We start from the raw sequence: 17,619 nt of genomic DNA, 5'->3' as shown, positions 1-17,619 counted from the left end.
TTATTCACACAAGAGGATGTTATGGTAACTATTCGTTTAGCACGTCACGGCGCAAAAAAGCGTCCGTTCTACCAGGTTGTTGTCACTGACAGCCGTAATGCACGCAACGGTCGCTTCATCGAGCGCGTTGGTTTCTTCAACCCGCTGGCTAGCGGTTCTGAAGAAGAAACCCGTCTGGATCTGGATCGTATCGCTCACTGGGTTGGCCAGGGCGCTACTGTTTCCGATCGCGTTGCTACGCTGATCAAAGCAGCAAATAAAGCAGCTTAATCTGTCACGGTGGTCATGATGAGCAATAAAGCACCTGTTGAACCGATCGTATTGGGAAAAATGGGTTCTTGCTACGGTATCCGTGGTTGGCTCAGAGTGTTTTCCTCCACTGAAGACGCTGAAAGCATTTTTGATTACCAGCCCTGGTTTATCCAGAAAGCCGGTAAGTGGGAAACGGTCGAGCTGGAAAGCTGGCGTCACCACAACCAGGACATCGTCATTAAGCTGAAAGGCGTTGACGATCGTGATGCCGCGAATGCACTGACTAATTGTGAAATTGTCGTGGATTCGTCGCAGTTGCCTTTGCTTGCAGAGGGTGACTACTACTGGAAAGACCTTATGGGTTGCCAGGTAGTGACCACTGAAGGTTATGGCCTGGGTAAAGTCATTGATATGATGGAAACCGGGTCAAATGACGTTCTCGTCATTAAGGCAAACCTGAAGGATGCATTTGGCATCAAGGAGCGGCTGGTTCCGTTCCTCGATGGACAGGTTATCAAGAAAGTCGATCTCACTACTCGCACGATCGAAGTAGATTGGGATCCTGGTTTTTAAATTCTCCGGATAAACGGTAAAAGACGGCGCTATGTGGATTGGCATTATTAGCCTGTTTCCTGAAATGTTCCGCGCGATTACTGATTACGGGGTAACTGGCCGGGCAGTAAAAAAAGGCCTGCTGAACATCCAGAGCTGGAGTCCTCGTGATTTCGCTCATGACCGGCACCGTACCGTGGACGAACGTCCTTACGGCGGCGGACCGGGGATGTTAATGATGGTGCAACCCTTACGGGATGCTATTCACACAGCAAAAGCCGCGGCAGGTGAAGGCGCGAAGGTGATTTATCTGTCACCTCAGGGACGCAAGCTTGATCAAGCGGGCGTGAGCGAACTGGCGACGAATCAAAAATTGATTCTGGTCTGTGGTCGCTACGAAGGGATAGATGAGCGCGTAATTAAAACCGAGATTGACGAAGAATGGTCTATCGGTGATTACGTTCTCAGCGGGGGTGAGTTACCAGCAATGACGCTGATTGACTCCGTTGCCCGGTTCATTCCGGGTGTACTGGGCCATGAAGCTTCAGCAACAGAAGACTCTTTTGCTGAAGGATTACTGGACTGCCCACACTATACTCGTCCTGAAGTGTTAGAAGGGATGGAAGTCCCGGCAGTGTTACTGTCAGGCAACCATGCCGAGATACGTCGCTGGCGTTTGAAGCAGTCGCTGGGCCGCACCTGGCTTAGAAGACCTGAACTTCTGGAAAACCTGGCTCTGACTGAAGAGCAAGCAAAGTTGCTGGCCGAGTTCAAAAAAGAACACGTGCTACAGCAGCATGAACATGATGGGATGGCGTAATACGCTCCCAAATATCAGTTTACCCAGGATAAGAGATTAAATTATGAGCAACATTATTAAGCAAATTGAACAAGAGCAGATGAAGCAGGACGTACCTTCATTCCGTCCGGGTGATTCCGTGGAAGTGAAAGTATGGGTTGTTGAAGGTTCCAAAAAACGTCTGCAGGCATTCGAGGGCGTGGTTATCGCTATTCGTAACCGCGGTCTGCACTCTGCATTCACTGTTCGTAAAATTTCCAACGGCGAAGGTGTTGAGCGTGTCTTCCAGACTCACTCTCCAGTAGTTGACAGCATTGCTGTTAAACGCCGTGGTGCTGTACGTAAAGCTAAACTGTACTACCTGCGTGAGCGTACTGGTAAGTCTGCTCGTATCAAAGAGCGTCTTAACTAAGATTCGCGCAATACACATCCTGATAGAAGGGCTGGCCGCAAGGCTGGCCCTTTTTTATAGAAACTGCTCCAGGTTGTTAACGTTCTGGTTGTAAATCATTTACACTATCCGCCTCTTTATCGGAGGATAAGTGGTCAACCCATTCCATCATTCAGTCTGGAAACGCGCAGCGGCATTGACCGCCTTGTTTGCGATCCTGCTGATCGTGGTGGCTCCTCTTATCTCCGTATCGCTGCAAAAAGATCCCATGACGGGTATGCCGGGCATGCACCACGACATGAGCATGATGTCGATGGACGAGCACCATGGCGAAATGTCCCATTCACTGCCTGTCGATCACGCTGAAGCGTGCGGGTACTGTGTGCTTATGGCGCATGTGCCAGGCGTGATGCTGGCGCTGATTGCTCTCGTCTGCGTTCTGCTGCAACGTCTTCGCATCCGGCCGTTACCTCAGACGGTCAGTCACTGGCACTTTTTTCCCTGGTTATATCCTGATACCCGCGCGCCGCCGCATTGGTCTGCTTTCTCCTTCTGAAGATTAAATAATCACTTTTTACCTTATCAAAGGAAGAGTATGACTACCTGCACTCCACGCGCGGCATGGGGCAACCTGCTGCGCAGACTCCATTTCTATATCGGGTTGTTTATTGGCCCGTTCATCTTCATTGCGGCATTCACCGGCACGCTATATGTCGCCACGCCACAAATTGAACACTACCTTTATCGCGACGCGCTGCAGGGAGAAACAACAGGCGAACCGCAGCCGCTGGCAGAGCAAATTGCCGTCGCGGAAAAGGCGCTCAGCACGCCGCTGCCGGTACAGGCGATTCGGCCGGGTTTGGCGCAGGGGGAAACGACACGCGTCATGTTTGCCGATCCAACGCTTGGACCGTCGGAAAGCCGCGCTATTTTTATCGATCCGGTGAGTCTTGCGGTCCGTGGCGATTATACGGTGTATGGGACCAGCGGCATTCTGCCGTTACGGCAGAAGATCGATTACCTGCACCGCTCGCTGATGCTGGGTGATGTCGGAAGGCTGTACAGCGAGCTGGCGGCATCCTGGATGTGGATTGCGGCGCTGGGGGGGATTGCGCTGTGGTTTTACTCTCGTCCAAAACGTCGAATTCAGAATCGTTTTCAATCCCGGCGTCGCCTGCACGTTACTCTCGGCTGGGTGCTTCTGGCCGGGATGTTGCTCTTTTCTGCCACGGGGCTGACCTGGTCACAGTGGGCGGGAGCAAATGTCGACAAACTGCGGGCAGAAATGAACTGGCTGACGCCACAAGTGAATGCGACGCTTAACGGGCCTGCGCCGGCAATGGATGCCCATGCCGAACATCATAGCCATCATGCAGGAATGATGATGACAGACAGCGAGAAAGATCTCACCCGCTTCGACGCAGTTTTACAGGCAGCAAGACGCGCCGGAATTGATGCTGACAAGCTTGAGATCCGCCCGGCAAAACGGGTCAGTCAAGCCTGGACCGTCACTGAAATTGACCGCCAGTGGCCAACTCAGGTGGATGCGGTTGCAGTGGACCCGCTCTCAATGCAGGTGGTGGATCGGGTACGTTTCGACGATTTTCCGCTTATGGCAAAGCTCACCCGCTGGGGCGTCGATTTTCATATGGGGATTTTGTTCGGTCTGGCAAACCAGCTGGTGTTAATCGCCTTTGGCGTGGCGCTTTGCGTGCTGATTGTATGGGGATATCGTCTTTGGTGGATGCGGCGTCCAGCCCGCTCATCCGCTAACCCTGTCCAGACATTGTACCAGTGCTGGCTGGACTTGCCCCTTAGCGGGCGAGTGATGTCGCTGGTCGTGAGCGGCCTGCTGGCGGTAGCGATGCCGGTATTAGGTGCCAGCCTGCTGGTGTTTGTGCTGATTGACTGGCAGCGCTGGCGCTTACGTTCCGCGCTGCCCGTGGAGAATGTCGCGAAATAAAGGCCTATGGCGTGCTGATGACCACGGCGACCCGACGGTTTTCAGCGCGCCCTTGAGCAGTACTGTTGCTGGAGACTGGGTATTTTTTACCTAATCCGCGCGTGGTGAGATGACTGCGCGGGATACTGGCTCCTTTTGCCCAGGCATCCGCAACAACATTGGCGCGCTTCAGGGAAAGCGCCTCGTTGTAGCCCTCTTCGCCGTAGTTGTCAGTGTGGCCATCCATACGCGCATGCGTTAAGCCTGTTTTGGCAAGCCGCGCGGCCATTGTCTCGATCTGTTGCTCGCTTTCACTGCGCAGCTGCGATTCGTTTTTGCCGAACAGGATCTTATCGGAAAGCCCCAGCGACCAGTCGCCATTCAGCTCATTGAAGCCATAAGATTTCATGGCGGTGATCTGCTCTGGCGTAAACTTTCCCTGCGGTGCGGACTGGCAACCTGCCAGAAGTGTTGATGCCAGCAAAACTGGCGCGATATATCGCTTCAACATAACGTGTTCCTTTTACGATATCGTTTTTGAACGTTGGTTTTTCACCTGATACATATTGCGATCGGCCTGTTCAAGAAGGGATTCCACCGACAGGTTTTTCCAGGTCAATGCAAAGCCAATGCTGAAAGACAGGTCAGCCGTGTGTCCATTGTGCAGATCAAACGGTCGCATGAATTGCTGTGTCAGTGCCGCGCAAACCTGCTGAACGTCGCTCTCGCTGTATACGCCATAGAGGATCATGGCAAACTCATCACCGCCAAGCCGATAAGACTGATGACGTTTTGCGCCAAACTGAACCATTCGGCTGGCAGCTTCAATCAGCACACAATCCCCGGCAGCATGGCCCCAGGTGTCGTTGACCGCTTTAAAGTTATCTCCGTCCAGAAACAGCAGTGCTGAATTAGTGTGTGCTGAGGGATCTTTCATCAACGCAGCAATGCTATTCCGGAAGGCGGCGCGATTCGCCAGTCCCGTTAAAGGATCGTGCATGGCGGTGCGCAGCAGTTGGGCGTTTTTGGCTTGCAGCTTAAGCTGCCACTCCTCCATTTCATCCAGCAGACTATTAAAATCCTGACCAAACCGGTGAAATTCGTCGATGCGTTCTTCGGTTACCCGATGAGAGAAATTACGGTTTGTCCGCACGTCGTGTACCACATCAGTGATATTTTGCAGTGCGGTGACGACCCCGTTATGCAGGGATCGCGTGATCGCGAGGGCAATAAACGAAGCGAAGAGAATACAGCCGGTGAGCACGGCAAAAGACATCCAGATAAAATGGCTTATCAGGCTGTCACGCGCGGTAATCAGCACTTCACCAATCTGCGCGCCGTTATGCATTATTGGCTGGGCAACCGGAACCGGGAAGAGCCAGCGGCTGACCAGCGTACCCAGCGTGTCGGAGTTGTCAGCCGGGTTCCATGACCACGAGGCAAAGCATTTTTTCCGGCTATCGAGGACTTCAGCGGCGGAAAACTGCCCTTGTTTGCCCAGGGTCGCCAGCGTTTCAGTGGCGGCAGCGGGGTCGTTGAACACCAGCGAGGCTTCCAGACTGTAGCTCATGGTCGCGGCGGTTAATTCGAGGTTTTTTTGCGCATATTGTTTTAATGTCACCACCGATGCCATACACAGCAGAAGCCATATTAATGTCATTGTGATGATAACGCTGATCACGCTAATGCGGCGCAGTGTTCTTTTAAACGTCGGACGGCGTGAGGACGAAATTTCCTTATTCATGCTTCTTATTCCGGGCGAGCATTAATACATCCGGATTGACCCTAACACCGCTTCGGGAAAGTGCATCCAGATTGACGGAGAATCTGACGGAATGGTCATTGATGATCAGGCAAAAAGCGCTGCCAATAAGACATTCAGGATTTTGTTCAGCAATTAACAGAAGCGGGCGGCCCTGATATTTATCGATTAATTCAAGTTGGGCCGCAGAGGATTCGTCACCAAAATAAATCGCATCGCAGGTAGCGCTTAATGCTTCTGATTGATTATTAACAATAACAGGCGTGTAAGGTAACGCTGGCGGAGCGTCGTTGCTCAGCGCATACACAAACCGGGAAGAGCGGAAGATACAGAGCCTGGGTTGATCGGAAAGCGCGGGCCAGCGGGTATAACTGACTATGCCGGAGACGATAGCACGCACTGACTTCTCGGTGTCTGATAGTGTCCTGGCGCTGGCTGGCCAGTTGGCGATGAACAGGGCAAGTGCCAGTAAAAGTTGACACAGAGAGAAGATGAAAGAGTGTCTCACCAGCATTTGTTACACCAACTGGAAATATAAATCCCTGAAAAGTGCAGGCAGAATACCATTTTTTCCGTTACCCGTCATTAAGCCAGAATTAGATTGAGCCTGACTTAAGTTAAATCTAATGAGTAAAAGCGAGACGGACGCGAGTCCATTCATTCAATTTAATCGGGTAGCCTGCATGCCCTCATTCATTCCTTTTTGCCAGACGCGACGTAACTTGTCTGCATTTTCAGCGGTATCACAACTGGCCGGGAATAGTTTACCTGCCAGGCCCCAGGCATGAATAAAATCTTCCGTACAAATTCTTTTTTGCCCCTCGGCATAGCCGCGAAGATAGTCGCTGCGATCGACGTCAGGATCGTTAAAATTACTGGCCAGCGTTTCATTACTTTTAACCGACGCGCCGTTCATGGCATCTTCTTTACCGGCATCAAACCAGTTTGTGCCCGTCCAGTCCGGCTGAAAGGTGTAAGGATTTATCTGGCATCCGGTCAACATCAGCACCAGTATCGCAAGCGGTATCAGTCGCATAAATATTTCTCCTTTTTCTACAGCATAGCCTGTTCAGGAATAAAGGGGTGTAATTTAATATTTACGGTTATGAGCGCATTATTTTGCTATAAATCGCCATCTGTACAATATTGTTTACGTATTTTGGATTGAAATCTTTACTGCCTGTGATATGGTTAGCTGACCTCAGTGAGGAAACTTCTATCGCAAACGAGCATTACAGGATCGCTATCATGCAAAAAGACGCGCTGAACAACGTACATATCACCGACGAGCAGGTTTTGATTACCCCGGATCAATTGAAGCTGGCATTTCCGCTGAGCGCTGAGCAGGAAGCGCAAATTGAGCACTCTCGTCAGACGATCTCCGATATTATTGCAGGTCGCGATCCGCGTCTGCTGGTGGTTTGTGGTCCGTGTTCTATTCACGATCCTGAAGCGGCAATTGAATATGCTCGTCGATTTAAAGTCTTGGCTGAAGAGGTCAGCGATAGCCTCTATCTGGTCATGCGCGTCTATTTTGAAAAGCCACGTACCACGGTTGGCTGGAAAGGGTTGATCAACGATCCGCATATGGATGGTTCGTTTGATGTGGAAGCCGGTCTGAAGATTGCGCGTCATTTGCTGGTAGAACTGGTGAGCATGGGTCTGCCGCTGGCAACGGAGGCACTGGATCCGAACAGCCCGCAATACCTGGGCGATCTGTTTAGCTGGTCGGCAATCGGCGCACGAACCACCGAATCACAAACTCACCGTGAGATGGCGTCCGGTTTGTCGATGCCGGTGGGGTTCAAAAATGGCACCGACGGCAGCCTGGCTACCGCAATCAATGCGATGCGCGCTGCGGCGATGCCTCACCGCTTTGTCGGGATTAACCAGGCAGGGCAGGTATGCCTGCTGCAAACGCAGGGTAACCCGGATGGCCATGTGATTTTACGTGGGGGGAAAGCACCGAACTACAGCCCGGCCGACGTCGCCCAGTGTGAAAAAGAGATGGAACAGGCGGGACTGCGTCCGGCACTGATGGTAGATTGCAGCCATGGTAATTCGAATAAAGATTACCGTCGTCAGCCTGCGGTAGCGGAATCCGTTGTCGCACAAATTAAAGATGGCAATCGTTCTATTATCGGTCTGATGATTGAAAGTAATATTCATGAAGGCAATCAATCGTCGGAACAGCCGCGTAGCGCAATGAAGCAGGGTGTATCCGTTACGGATGCCTGCATCAGTTGGGAGTCCACTGATGCGCTGTTGCGTGAGATTCATAAAGATTTAAACGGCCAGCTTACCGCGCGTCTGGCTTAAGAGGTTGTTATGGTTGCAGAATTGACCGCACTGCGCGATCAAATTGACGAAGTAGACAAAGCACTGCTGGATTTACTGGCGCGTCGTATGGCGCTGGTCGCCGAAGTCGGCGAAGTGAAAAGTCAGTATGGTTTGCCCATTTATGTGCCAGAGCGCGAAGCTTCTATGCTGGCGTCACGGCGAAAAGAGGCCCAATCGATGGGCGTATCGCCCGATCTGATTGAAGACGTGCTGCGTCGCGTGATGCGTGAATCTTATTCCAGTGAGAATGACAAAGGGTTTAAAACCTTATGTCCGACGCTGCGACCCGTCGTTATCGTGGGCGGCGGCGGGCAGATGGGACGCCTCTTCGAGAAGATGCTGACCCTTTCTGGATACCAGGTTCGGATACTTGAAAAAGAGGACTGGGCGCAGGCGCCACAGTTAGTTGCCGATGCGGGAATGGTGATCGTCAGCGTGCCGATCCACGTGACGGAGCAGATTATCGGCAAGCTTCCTCCGTTACCGGATGATTGCATCCTGGTGGATCTGGCCTCGGTGAAAAATGGCCCACTTCAGGCAATGCTGGCCGCGCACAGCGGCCCCGTGCTGGGGTTGCATCCTATGTTTGGCCCGGATAGCGGCAGCCTGGCGAAACAGGTGGTGGTGTATTGTGATGGTCGCCAGCCGGAGGCCTATCAATGGTTCCTGGAACAGATTCAGGTCTGGGGCGCGCGTTTGCATCGCATCAGTGCGGTGGAACACGATCAGAACATGGCGTTCATTCAGGCGCTGCGTCACTTCGCGACCTTCGCCTACGGGCTGCACCTGGCAGAGGAGAATGTCCAGCTTGAACAACTGCTGGCGCTCTCTTCCCCGATTTATCGCCTGGAATTAGCGATGGTCGGCCGTCTGTTTGCCCAGGACCCGCAGCTTTACGCTGACATCATTATGTCGTCAGGGAATAATCTGGCGCTCATTAAACGTTATTACCAGCGATTCGGTGAGGCCATCGCTCTGCTGGAGCAGGGCGATAAAAATGCCTTTATCGACAGCTTCCGTAAAGTGGAGCACTGGTTCGGCGATTATGCGAAACGTTTCCATAATGAAAGCCGCACGTTGCTGCGACAGGCGAATGATAGTCGCCAGTAATCTGATGATGTATATACTTTAAGCCAGCATTGCTGGCTTTTTTCATTTTGGGGATTTGTCATGGCTGAACCGCACGTATTATTTGATTATCGGGGGCACTTACCGGAGTGCCCGACCTGGAGTGAAAGTGAAGGCGCGCTCTACTGGGCCGATATTCTGGAAGGGGAGATCCACCGTTATCATCTGCAGACCGGCGAACATACGGTGCTGTCTTTTCATGAAGAAGTGGGGTGCTTTGCGCTACGTGAAAAAGGCGGCTTTATAGTGGCGATGCGGAATGCCATCTGGCTGAGCGATCGGCACGGTTTGTTGCAGCATAAAGTCTGCGATAACCCGTCGAATCCCCAGCTGGCACGCTTTAACGACGGCGGGACGGACAGCCTTGGTCGCTTCTATGCCGGGACATTCTGGGGGCCTGGTGATTTTAACGGCGCCATGCTTATGCGTATCAACAACGATCTGACGCCGAAGGTCATTCAGTGCGATATACAAGGACATAATGGCCTGGCTTTTAGTCCGGATGACAAATGGATGTTCACGTCCGATACGCCGAACGGGGTGATTTATCGTGCGCCGCTCGATGCCCAGGGAGAACCCGGGGGACGTGAAATTTTCCGTCAGTTTGAGGAAGGTGAAGGGATCCCTGACGGTGCCGCTATGGATACAGAAGGCTGCTACTGGAGCGCGATGTTCGATGGCTGGCGCATCGCACGATTCTCACCGCAGGGCGAACAACTTGAAGAGTACCGATTAACGGTGCGCTGTCCGACGATGGTCTGTTTTGGCGGTGAAGAGATGAAAACGCTGTTCATTACCACCACCCGGGAGAATATGGATGCGGAAGAGGTGGCGAAATACCCGTTGTCTGGCGCTATCTTCACCCTGCCGGTGGACGTGGCAGGGATGAAGAAAAAGCCATTTATCGAACGTTAAACCGGATCGACCGGAACCACATTTTCGCCAGGATAGCAGCCCAGCACTTTCATTGAACGGGTGATTTGTCCCAGTTCACGCAGGGCGTTCTGCATGGAAGCCGATTCCAGGTTGGCCTGGATATCCAGATAAAACATCTCTTCCCATGGATTCCCATGAATTGGACGAGACTCCAGTTTTGTCATGATCAGGTTATGGTTACGTAAGACCAGCAGCGCTTCCACCAGAGCACCTGCCTGTTGGCCCGTCGCCATCAGCAGTGTGGTTTTGGCAGGCACTTGATCGGAGACATTAATTGCTTTTCGCGCCAGGACGATAAAGCGCGTGATGTTTTGCGTCTGATTGGCAAGATTACGCTCCAGCACCTGCAAACCGTAGAGCGTGCCGCCGGCTTCGTTACCCAGCGCAGCTACGGTTGGAGCGTTCATTTGAGCGACTTTCTCCATCGCGGCCGACGTGCTCTCGGTATATTCGATTTTCCAGTGAGGGTAGCGATTCAGGAACTGGCTGCACTGCTGGAAAGGCTGCGGATGGCTGTAGACGGTCTCGATTTTGCTGAGGTCGGTTGAGCCTGAAACCAGCACGCAGTGATCGATTGGAACGGTCAGTTCTCCTACCAGTGAGAGGGTGGTGTGTTGCAACAGATCGTAAACGTCGTTAATAGCACCTGAGCTGGTGTTCTCAATCGGGACGACGGCGTAATCGGCCTGCCCGGTTTCTACCTGATTGAAAATATCCGCAAATTTGGCACAGCCGCTCTCAATAAATTCTTCAAAATGGCGGGCTGCATACTGACGTGCGGCCAGATGCGAGTATGAACCTTTCGGGCCCAGAAAGGCGATGCGGGCTGAATGCGGGTTGGTTTTGTTCAGATGTTGTTGCAGTAACGCTTGTTGCGTCAGCACTGAATCTTCGATGATGAGCTGAAAGAGGCGGGTAATATAATGCGCGTCAAGGTGATGAGCTTTGCCAAGCTGAATCAGCCGTTCCATCAGATCGCGCTCACGATCGATATCGCGTACGGGACGATGAGAGTCCAGTTTGGCTTTGCCCACCTCAACGGCGAGCGTGCGGCGTTCTGCCAGCAGTGCCAGAAGCTTTTCATCCAGGGCGCTGATTTTTACTCGCAGATCCAGTAACGGGTTTTCCGGTGTCATAGCGTTGCCTATTCTCTTTCTTGTTATCAATAAAAAAGGCCTCCCGCTTTGGGAGGCCTTGTTGTTCGTCTTCGCATTCTTTATCACACGACGAAACGCCTCCCAATCAGGGGAAGGTAAAAAAGAATGCGAAGAAAAACGGTGTGTGTTTCATGAAATCATCCTGTGGTTGAGAGCTTAAAGTACCCGTACTGTTTTCGTTCTGTCAATAAAAAACGCGCCCGAAGGCGCGTTGGCAGTACACTCAATTTAAAGGATTACTCTTCTTCAACTTCTTCCGCGAAGCTGGCGTCTTTAACCGATGTTGCAGCGCGACGGGCTTCACCTTTGTGCTGCACTTTATTGAGCTGCCGTTCCAGCTTGTTGATCAATTCGTTGATAGCCGTATACATGTCTTCGTGTTTAGCGCTGGCGACCAGATGGCCGTTAGGAGTATTGATAGTTGCGTCAGCGGTAAACCCCTGTGGTTCTTTAGACAGAATGATATGCGGGTTAATCAGATGGGTTTGCCATTTTTCCAATTTAGCGAGACGGTCTGCGACGTGCTGGCGGATTGCCGGAGTAATTTCCATTTGTTTACTGGTAATGTTCATTGTCATAAAAGTTACCTCTTGTCTTTCCGTCTTGGTGATCCCAGCATACCGTTCTTAATGTCAAAATATGTGATCTAAGTCACGATGTTTTGTCACTTTTTGTCAGGGAATCTTTTTTGTGAGGCAAGACAGGAAGAGGTGAGATTTACCTTGTTGAAACCGTGAATAACGGCCATAGTTGACAGGATGTGTTGCGGTTAAACCGCCTCAAACAAGCATCACAATGAATAAAAAAACGGCAGCCCCAGGGCTGCCGTTTTGCTTTTGCGGGTCTGTCAGGTGTTGCTGCTGTTGGCAGCGATGATTTGCGCCACTTTTTCAGCCTGGGCATTCATCTGCATCTGACGGTAAGCGTTCTCCATCAGTTTCAGTCCATCGCGGGTTGCCTGGGTATCCGGGTAATCGCGCAGCATGCCTTCAACACGGTTTACCACCGCTACCCATGCGCCACGGCGGGTATAATATTCGGCAACGGAGTATTCGTATTTAGCCAGACGATCTTTCAGGAAGACCAGTCGTTTGGTGGCATCGGTAATGTATTGACTGTTCGGGTAGCCACGCACCAGCTTCGAGAAGTCATTGAACGCGTCGCGGGCGTGCTGCGGGTCACGGTCAGAGCGATCGACACCAAAGAAGCCCTGCAGCGCACTGTCATCTAACGCCATATTGGTCAGGCCACGCATGTACATGACATAATCAATGTTAGGATGAGTTGGATTCAGACGCATGAAGCGATCGATGGTGGCCTGAGCCAGCGGCAGATCGGCATTTTTATAATAGGCGTAGATCAGATCTAACTGTACTTGCTGGGAGTACGGACCGAATGGATAGCGATTATCCAGTGCTTCCAGTTGCGTTATCGCCTGTTTCCAGTTACCGTCCTGCAGTTTTTGCTGAGCAGTCGCATAGATTTCATTCGGCGGATTGTCAGGGACCTGTTCATTTGAACCGGAGCAGCCCACCAAAGCCAGGCTCAACGTGGCCGCTGCCACCAGATATTTCATGCGCGTCATGACGTTTTGACTTTCCTCAAATGTTTGTCCGGGAGAATCTCTTTCCTGCTCCCGATTAAGACCAGCTACAATAGCACACTATATTATACGGCAAAGCCGTAAAACCCAACGTTAAACGAAGAAGCAGTCTATGGCACAACGAGTAGAACTCACCGCAACAGTCTCCGAAAATCAACTCGGTCAACGCTTAGATCAAGCTTTGGCCGAAATGTTCCCTGATTATTCACGATCGCGCATAAAAGAATGGATCCTTGACCAGCGCGTGCTGGTTAACGGCAAAATATGGGATAAGCCAAAAGAGAAAGTGTTAGGCGGGGAAGCGGTCGCCATCAATGCTGAAATAGATGAAGAAATCCGCTTTGAGCCTCAGGACATCCCGCTGAATATTGTCTATGAAGATGACGATATCCTGGTGATTAACAAGCCTCGTGGCCTGGTTGTCCACCCTGGCGCAGGCAATCCTGACGGCACCGTCTTGAATGCGCTGCTGCATTACTATCCGCCGATCATTGACGTTCCGCGTGCCGGTATTGTCCATCGTCTGGATAAGGACACGACGGGGTTGATGGTGGTTGCCAAGACCGTTCCTGCACAGACCCACCTGGTGGACTCTTTGCAGCGCCGTGAGATTACCCGCGAGTACGAAGCCGTCGCCATCGGTCATATGACCTCAGGCGGTACGGTGGATGAACCTATCAGCCGTCATCCTACCAAACGTACCCATATGTCCGTGCATCCGATGGGGAAACCCGCCGTGACGCACTATCGCATTATGGAGCATTTCCGTATTCACACCCGTTTGCGTCTGCGTCTGGAAACAGGCCGTACCCACCAGATCCGTGTTCATATGGCGCACATTACCCATCCGCTGGTGGGAGATCAGGTGTATGGTGGCCGTCCGCGTCCACCGAAGGGCGCCTCTGAAGCTTTCATTACGGAGCTGCGTAAATTCGATCGCCAGGCGCTGCACGCGACCATGCTGCGTCTTTACCACCCGGTGACCGGCATTGAGATGGAGTGGCATGCACCGATTCCTCAAGACATGGTGGATTTGATTGCGGCAATGCGCGCTGACTTTGAAGAGCATAAGGATCAAGTGAGCTGGTTATGACCAAACTGATTGTTCCGGAGTGGGCTATACCGGAAGGTGTGGCCGCCTGTAGTTCAACGCGCGTAGGGGGAGTGAGCGAAGGTGCGTGGAATTCGCTTAATCTGGGTGCCCACTGCGGTGATAACCCTGAACATGTTGATGAGAATAGACAGCGGGTTTTTGCGGCGGGGAATTTTCCCTCCCATCCCGTCTGGCTCGAACAGGTTCACGGGAAGGAAGTCCTGAAGCTGACCGGGGGGCCTTATGCCTCGAAGCGTGCGGATGCCTCTTACAGTAATACTCCGGGAACAGTTTGTGCAGTGATGACTGCGGATTGCCTGCCCGTCCTGTTCTGCAATCGTGCGGGTACGGAGGTGGCGGCAGCCCACGCAGGATGGCGCGGATTGTGTGAAGGTGTGCTTGAAGAAACCGCTGCCTGCTTTGCCGATCGTCCTGAAAATATTCTCGCCTGGCTGGGGCCCGCCATTGGCCCACAAGCCTTTGAGGTTGGGCCAGAGGTGCGTGAAGCCTTTATTGCAAAAGATGCGCAGGCGGAAAGCGCCTTCCACGCGACAGGTGAAAAGTATCTTGCAGATATTTATACGCTTGCCCGTCAGCGCCTGATGAAGGTCGGTATTACGCAGATTGCGGGCGGTGACCGCTGTACCGTCACTGAAAAAGACGATTTTTTCTCCTGGCGACGCGACAAGACCACCGGGCGTATGGCAAGTTTCATTTGGCTGATATAACCTAAGTAATCAAGACGATCCAGAACGTGTCGTTTTCTTTTCGCATAAAACAGGTCATTCACCTTGAATAATTGAGGGATGACCTCATTTAATCTCCAGTAGCAATTTTGACCTGTTATGGGAGGAGTTATGCGTCTGGATCGTCTTACCAATAAATTCCAGCTTGCACTCGCTGATGCCCAGTCTCTCGCGCTGGGACACGACAACCAGTTTATCGAACCACTTCACTTAATGAGCGCCTTGCTGAATCAGGAAGGGGGTTCGGTACGTCCTTTACTCACGTCCGCGGGCATCAATGCCGGCCAGTTACGTACCGCCATCGATCAGGCATTGAGCCGCTTGCCGCAGGTGGAAGGCACCGGCGGCGACGTTCAGCCGTCGCAGGATTTAGTGCGCGTACTTAACCTTTGCGACAAGCTGGCGCAAAAACGTGGGGATAACTTTATTTCGTCAGAACTCTTCGTTCTGGCAGCGCTTGAATCACGCGGCACCCTGACCGAGCTGTTGAAATCGGCCGGCGCCACGACTGCCAATGTGAGTCAGGCGATTGATCAAATGCGTGGAGGTGATAGCGTGAACGATCAGGGAGCCGAAGACCAACGTCAGGCTTTGAAGAAATATACTATTGATCTTACCGAGCGTGCCGAGCAGGGCAAGCTGGACCCGGTAATTGGCCGTGACGAAGAGATTCGTCGAACGATTCAGGTCCTGCAACGCCGCACTAAAAATAACCCGGTCCTGATTGGTGAGCCCGGTGTCGGTAAAACAGCTATTGTCGAGGGCCTGGCCCAGCGAATCGTCAACGGTGAAGTGCCTGAAGGCTTGAAAGGGCGTCGGGTGCTGGCTCTGGATATGGGGTCGCTGGTGGCCGGGGCGAAATACCGTGGTGAGTTTGAAGAGCGCCTGAAAGGGGTGCTGAACGATCTATCGAAACAGGAAGGGAACGTGATCCTGTTTATTGATGAATTGCACACCATGGTGGGCGCAGGTAAAGCCGACGGGGCAATGGACGCGGGGAACATGCTGAAACCCGCGCTGGCGCGTGGTGAGTTGCACTGTGTGGGTGCTACAACGCTTGACGAATATCGCCAGTACATTGAAAAAGACGCAGCTCTGGAACGTCGATTCCAGAAAGTGTTTGTGGCTGAGCCAACGGTTGAAGACACCATTGCGATTCTGCGTGGTTTGAAAGAGCGCTATGAGCTGCACCACCATGTGCAGATTACTGACCCGGCAATCGTTGCGGCGGCTACGCTGTCCCATCGCTATATTGCCGACAGACAGCTTCCGGACAAAGCCATCGATCTGATAGATGAAGCAGCATCCAGCATTCGTATGCAGATTGACTCGAAACCTGAGGAGCTGGACAGACTCGACAGGCGAATCATTCAGCTTAAGCTGGAACAACAGGCGCTGAAGAAAGAGTCCGATGAAGCGAGTAAGAAACGCCTGGAGATGCTGAATGAGGAACTGGATGATAAAGAACGCCAGTACTCAGAGTTAGAAGAAGAGTGGAAGGCAGAGAAAGCGTCGCTTTCCGGAACCCAGACGATTAAAGCTGAACTTGAGCAGGCGAAGATTGCCATTGAGCAGGCCCGCCGCGTAGGCGATTTGGCGCGCATGTCGGAACTGCAATACGGCAAAATTCCTGAGCTGGAAAAACAGCTGGAGATGGCCACGCAGTCGGAAGGTAAAACGATGCGTCTGTTGCGTAATAAAGTAACAGATGTAGAAATTGCCGACGTGCTGGCCCGCTGGACGGGGATTCCTGTCGCCCGCATGCTTGAAGGTGAGCGCGACAAACTCTTGCGTATGGAAAGCGATCTGCATCAGCGCGTAATTGGTCAGAACGAGGCTGTTGAAGCGGTATCGAATGCTATTCGTCGTAGCCGCGCAGGCCTGGCCGATCCTAATCGCCCAATTGGTTCGTTCCTGTTCCTGGGGCCTACCGGGGTCGGTAAGACGGAGCTTTGTAAAGCGCTGGCGGACTTTATGTTCGATAGCGATGACGCGATGGTGCGTATCGATATGTCCGAGTTTATGGAGAAACACTCCGTCTCACGACTGGTCGGGGCACCTCCGGGATATGTAGGTTATGAAGAAGGCGGTTACCTGACCGAAGCGGTTCGCCGTCGTCCTTATTCTGTCATCTTGTTAGATGAAGTGGAAAAGGCGCACCCGGATGTTTTCAACATCCTGTTGCAGGTTCTGGATGATGGTCGTCTGACGGATGGGCAGGGGAGAACGGTCGACTTCCGTAATACGGTTATTATCATGACCTCGAACCTGGGTTCTGATTTGATTCAGGAACGTTTCGGTGAACTGGATTACGGGCACATGAAGGATTTGGTTCTCGGCGTGGTGAGCCATAGTTTCCGTCCGGAGTTCATTAACCGTATAGATGAAGTTGTGGTGTTCCATCCGTTGGGTGAACAGCATATTGCCTCTATTGCGCAGATTCAGCTGCAGCGTCTTTATAAACGTCTGGAAGATCGTGGTTATGAAATCCACATCTCTGACGATGCGCTGAAGCTGCTGAGCGCAAATGGTTACGACCCGGTCTACGGTGCGCGGCCATTGAAACGTGCTATTCAGCAACAGATAGAAAACCCGCTGGCGCAGCAGATTCTTTCTGGCGAGCTGATTCCGGGCAAAGTGATACGCCTGGAAGTGAACGAAGACCATATCGTGGCCGTCCAGTAAGCATCAAAAACATAAAACGAGCTCTCCGGAGCTCGTTTTTGTTTATAAACCAGGCATTGATGGATGAAAAACCCTCGATCTGCCTGGAAATTGAGCGGTCGGTAAATATTTTTCACTTTAATGTTGCAGACTCAGAATAACTCCCTATAATGCGCCTCCACTGACACGGAACAACGGAACACAAGCCGCCGGGTCAGCGGGGTTCAGCGATGAACGCCGGCAGAGAAAAGCGA

The 17,619-nt window shown here is 52.2% G+C and carries 20 protein-coding genes and 1 other annotated feature; of the genes, 12 read left to right on the top strand and 8 right to left on the bottom strand.

The genetic code is table 11. The features are described from left to right. The first annotated feature begins 21 nt into the window (after positions 1–21). The 6 genes from rpsP (at position 22) to LZP96_RS18480 (ending at position 3,957) form a co-directional block, all read left to right on the top strand. Complete coding sequence (gene rpsP, locus LZP96_RS18505; RefSeq protein WP_064327061.1) at positions 22–270, top strand: 30S ribosomal protein S16; 249 nt, start codon at positions 22–24, stop codon at positions 268–270. Positions 271–285: 15 nt separating this feature from the next. Beyond that, the gene (gene rimM / locus LZP96_RS18500; protein ID WP_064327060.1) at positions 286–825 is read left to right on the top strand and encodes a ribosome maturation factor RimM; all 540 of its coding nucleotides are present in this window, start codon (positions 286–288) and stop codon (positions 823–825) included. Between the two features lie 31 nt (positions 826–856). Next, complete coding sequence (gene trmD, locus LZP96_RS18495) at positions 857–1,624, top strand: tRNA (guanosine(37)-N1)-methyltransferase TrmD (protein ID WP_064327059.1); 768 nt, start codon at positions 857–859, stop codon at positions 1,622–1,624. A 43-nt stretch (positions 1,625–1,667) separates the two neighbouring features. Further along, a complete protein-coding gene (gene rplS / locus LZP96_RS18490; protein WP_041146788.1) occupies positions 1,668–2,015 on the top strand; it encodes a 50S ribosomal protein L19 in 348 nt (115 codons plus the stop codon). A 130-nt stretch (positions 2,016–2,145) separates the two neighbouring features. Continuing rightward, the gene (locus LZP96_RS18485; protein ID WP_064327058.1) at positions 2,146–2,550 is read left to right on the top strand and encodes a DUF2946 domain-containing protein; all 405 of its coding nucleotides are present in this window, start codon (positions 2,146–2,148) and stop codon (positions 2,548–2,550) included. 39 nt (positions 2,551–2,589) lie between these two features. After that, entirely contained in the window at positions 2,590–3,957 is a 1,368-nt protein-coding gene (locus LZP96_RS18480; RefSeq protein WP_064327057.1) for a PepSY-associated TM helix domain-containing protein, read from the top strand. Between the two features lie 4 nt (positions 3,958–3,961). Here LZP96_RS18480 and LZP96_RS18475 read toward each other — a convergent pair whose 3' ends face one another. The 4 genes from LZP96_RS18475 to LZP96_RS18460 all read right to left on the bottom strand — a co-directional run bounded on the left by LZP96_RS18475 (position 3,962) and on the right by LZP96_RS18460 (position 6,734). Next, positions 3,962–4,447, bottom strand: coding sequence for an OmpA family protein (locus tag LZP96_RS18475; RefSeq protein WP_064327056.1), 486 nt, complete (start codon positions 4,445–4,447; stop codon positions 3,962–3,964). 12 nt (positions 4,448–4,459) lie between these two features. Then, positions 4,460–5,680, bottom strand: a complete 1,221-nt coding sequence (gene dgcN, locus LZP96_RS18470) for a diguanylate cyclase DgcN/YfiN (protein ID WP_064327055.1) — start codon at positions 5,678–5,680, stop codon at positions 4,460–4,462. After that, complete coding sequence (gene yfiR, locus LZP96_RS18465; protein ID WP_064327054.1) at positions 5,673–6,212, bottom strand: regulatory sequestration protein YfiR; 540 nt, start codon at positions 6,210–6,212, stop codon at positions 5,673–5,675. Before yfiR ends, dgcN begins: the two co-directional genes overlap by 8 nt. 147 nt (positions 6,213–6,359) lie before the next feature. Further along, positions 6,360–6,734, bottom strand: coding sequence for a DUF2799 domain-containing protein (locus LZP96_RS18460; protein WP_064327053.1), 375 nt, complete (start codon positions 6,732–6,734; stop codon positions 6,360–6,362). A gap of 212 nt (positions 6,735–6,946) precedes the next feature. Here LZP96_RS18460 and aroF point away from each other — a divergent pair, with 212 nt between their 5' ends. The 3 genes from aroF to LZP96_RS18445 are packed head-to-tail and all read left to right on the top strand — an operon-like array spanning position 6,947 to position 10,081. Then, positions 6,947–8,017, top strand: coding sequence for a 3-deoxy-7-phosphoheptulonate synthase AroF (aroF, locus tag LZP96_RS18455; RefSeq protein ID WP_064327052.1), 1,071 nt, complete (start codon positions 6,947–6,949; stop codon positions 8,015–8,017). 9 nt (positions 8,018–8,026) lie between these two features. Next, positions 8,027–9,148 carry a bifunctional chorismate mutase/prephenate dehydrogenase gene (tyrA, locus tag LZP96_RS18450; RefSeq protein WP_064327051.1) on the top strand — a complete coding sequence of 374 codons (1,122 nt, stop codon included), beginning with the start codon at positions 8,027–8,029 and terminating at the stop codon, positions 9,146–9,148. A 60-nt stretch (positions 9,149–9,208) separates the two neighbouring features. Next, positions 9,209–10,081 carry an SMP-30/gluconolactonase/LRE family protein gene (locus LZP96_RS18445; protein WP_064327050.1) on the top strand — a complete coding sequence of 291 codons (873 nt, stop codon included), beginning with the start codon at positions 9,209–9,211 and terminating at the stop codon, positions 10,079–10,081. Here the strand turns inward: LZP96_RS18445 and pheA are convergent. From pheA to bamD, 4 genes are all read right to left on the bottom strand, one after another. Next, positions 10,078–11,238 (bottom strand): bifunctional chorismate mutase/prephenate dehydratase, encoded by a 1,161-nt coding sequence (gene pheA, locus LZP96_RS18440; protein WP_064327049.1) that lies wholly within the window; start codon positions 11,236–11,238, stop codon positions 10,078–10,080. The two genes, LZP96_RS18445 and pheA, sit on opposite strands and share 4 nt — an antisense overlap. 29 nt (positions 11,239–11,267) lie before the next feature. After that, positions 11,268–11,393 (bottom strand) — a sequence feature (Phe leader region). Beyond that, the gene (gene pheL / locus LZP96_RS18435; protein ID WP_001386991.1) at positions 11,345–11,392 is read right to left on the bottom strand and encodes a pheA operon leader peptide PheL; all 48 of its coding nucleotides are present in this window, start codon (positions 11,390–11,392) and stop codon (positions 11,345–11,347) included. (Overlaps the previous feature by 48 nt.) A gap of 102 nt (positions 11,394–11,495) precedes the next feature. Then, positions 11,496–11,837 carry a ribosome-associated translation inhibitor RaiA gene (gene raiA, locus LZP96_RS18430; protein WP_064327048.1) on the bottom strand — a complete coding sequence of 114 codons (342 nt, stop codon included), beginning with the start codon at positions 11,835–11,837 and terminating at the stop codon, positions 11,496–11,498. Positions 11,838–12,106: 269 nt separating this feature from the next. Then, the gene (bamD, locus tag LZP96_RS18425; protein ID WP_064327047.1) at positions 12,107–12,844 is read right to left on the bottom strand and encodes an outer membrane protein assembly factor BamD; all 738 of its coding nucleotides are present in this window, start codon (positions 12,842–12,844) and stop codon (positions 12,107–12,109) included. Positions 12,845–12,974: 130 nt separating this feature from the next. Here bamD and rluD point away from each other — a divergent pair, with 130 nt between their 5' ends. From rluD to clpB, 3 genes are all read left to right on the top strand, one after another. Further along, positions 12,975–13,955 (top strand): 23S rRNA pseudouridine(1911/1915/1917) synthase RluD, encoded by a 981-nt coding sequence (gene rluD, locus LZP96_RS18420; RefSeq protein WP_064327046.1) that lies wholly within the window; start codon positions 12,975–12,977, stop codon positions 13,953–13,955. Beyond that, a complete protein-coding gene (gene yfiH, locus LZP96_RS18415) occupies positions 13,952–14,683 on the top strand; it encodes a purine nucleoside phosphorylase YfiH (RefSeq protein ID WP_064327045.1) in 732 nt (243 codons plus the stop codon). Before rluD ends, yfiH begins: the two co-directional genes overlap by 4 nt. Positions 14,684–14,812: 129 nt before the next feature. Further along, complete coding sequence (gene clpB / locus LZP96_RS18410; protein WP_064327044.1) at positions 14,813–17,386, top strand: ATP-dependent chaperone ClpB; 2,574 nt, start codon at positions 14,813–14,815, stop codon at positions 17,384–17,386. The last annotated feature ends 233 nt before the right edge of the window (positions 17,387–17,619 follow it).

This window comes from Huaxiibacter chinensis, from assembly GCF_022171985.1.
GTDB classification, from domain to species: domain Bacteria; phylum Pseudomonadota; class Gammaproteobacteria; order Enterobacterales; family Enterobacteriaceae; genus Enterobacter; species Enterobacter chinensis_A.
The sequence above is the reverse complement of the archived record's forward strand: the minus strand, read 5'-3'. Positions and strand labels throughout refer to the sequence as shown.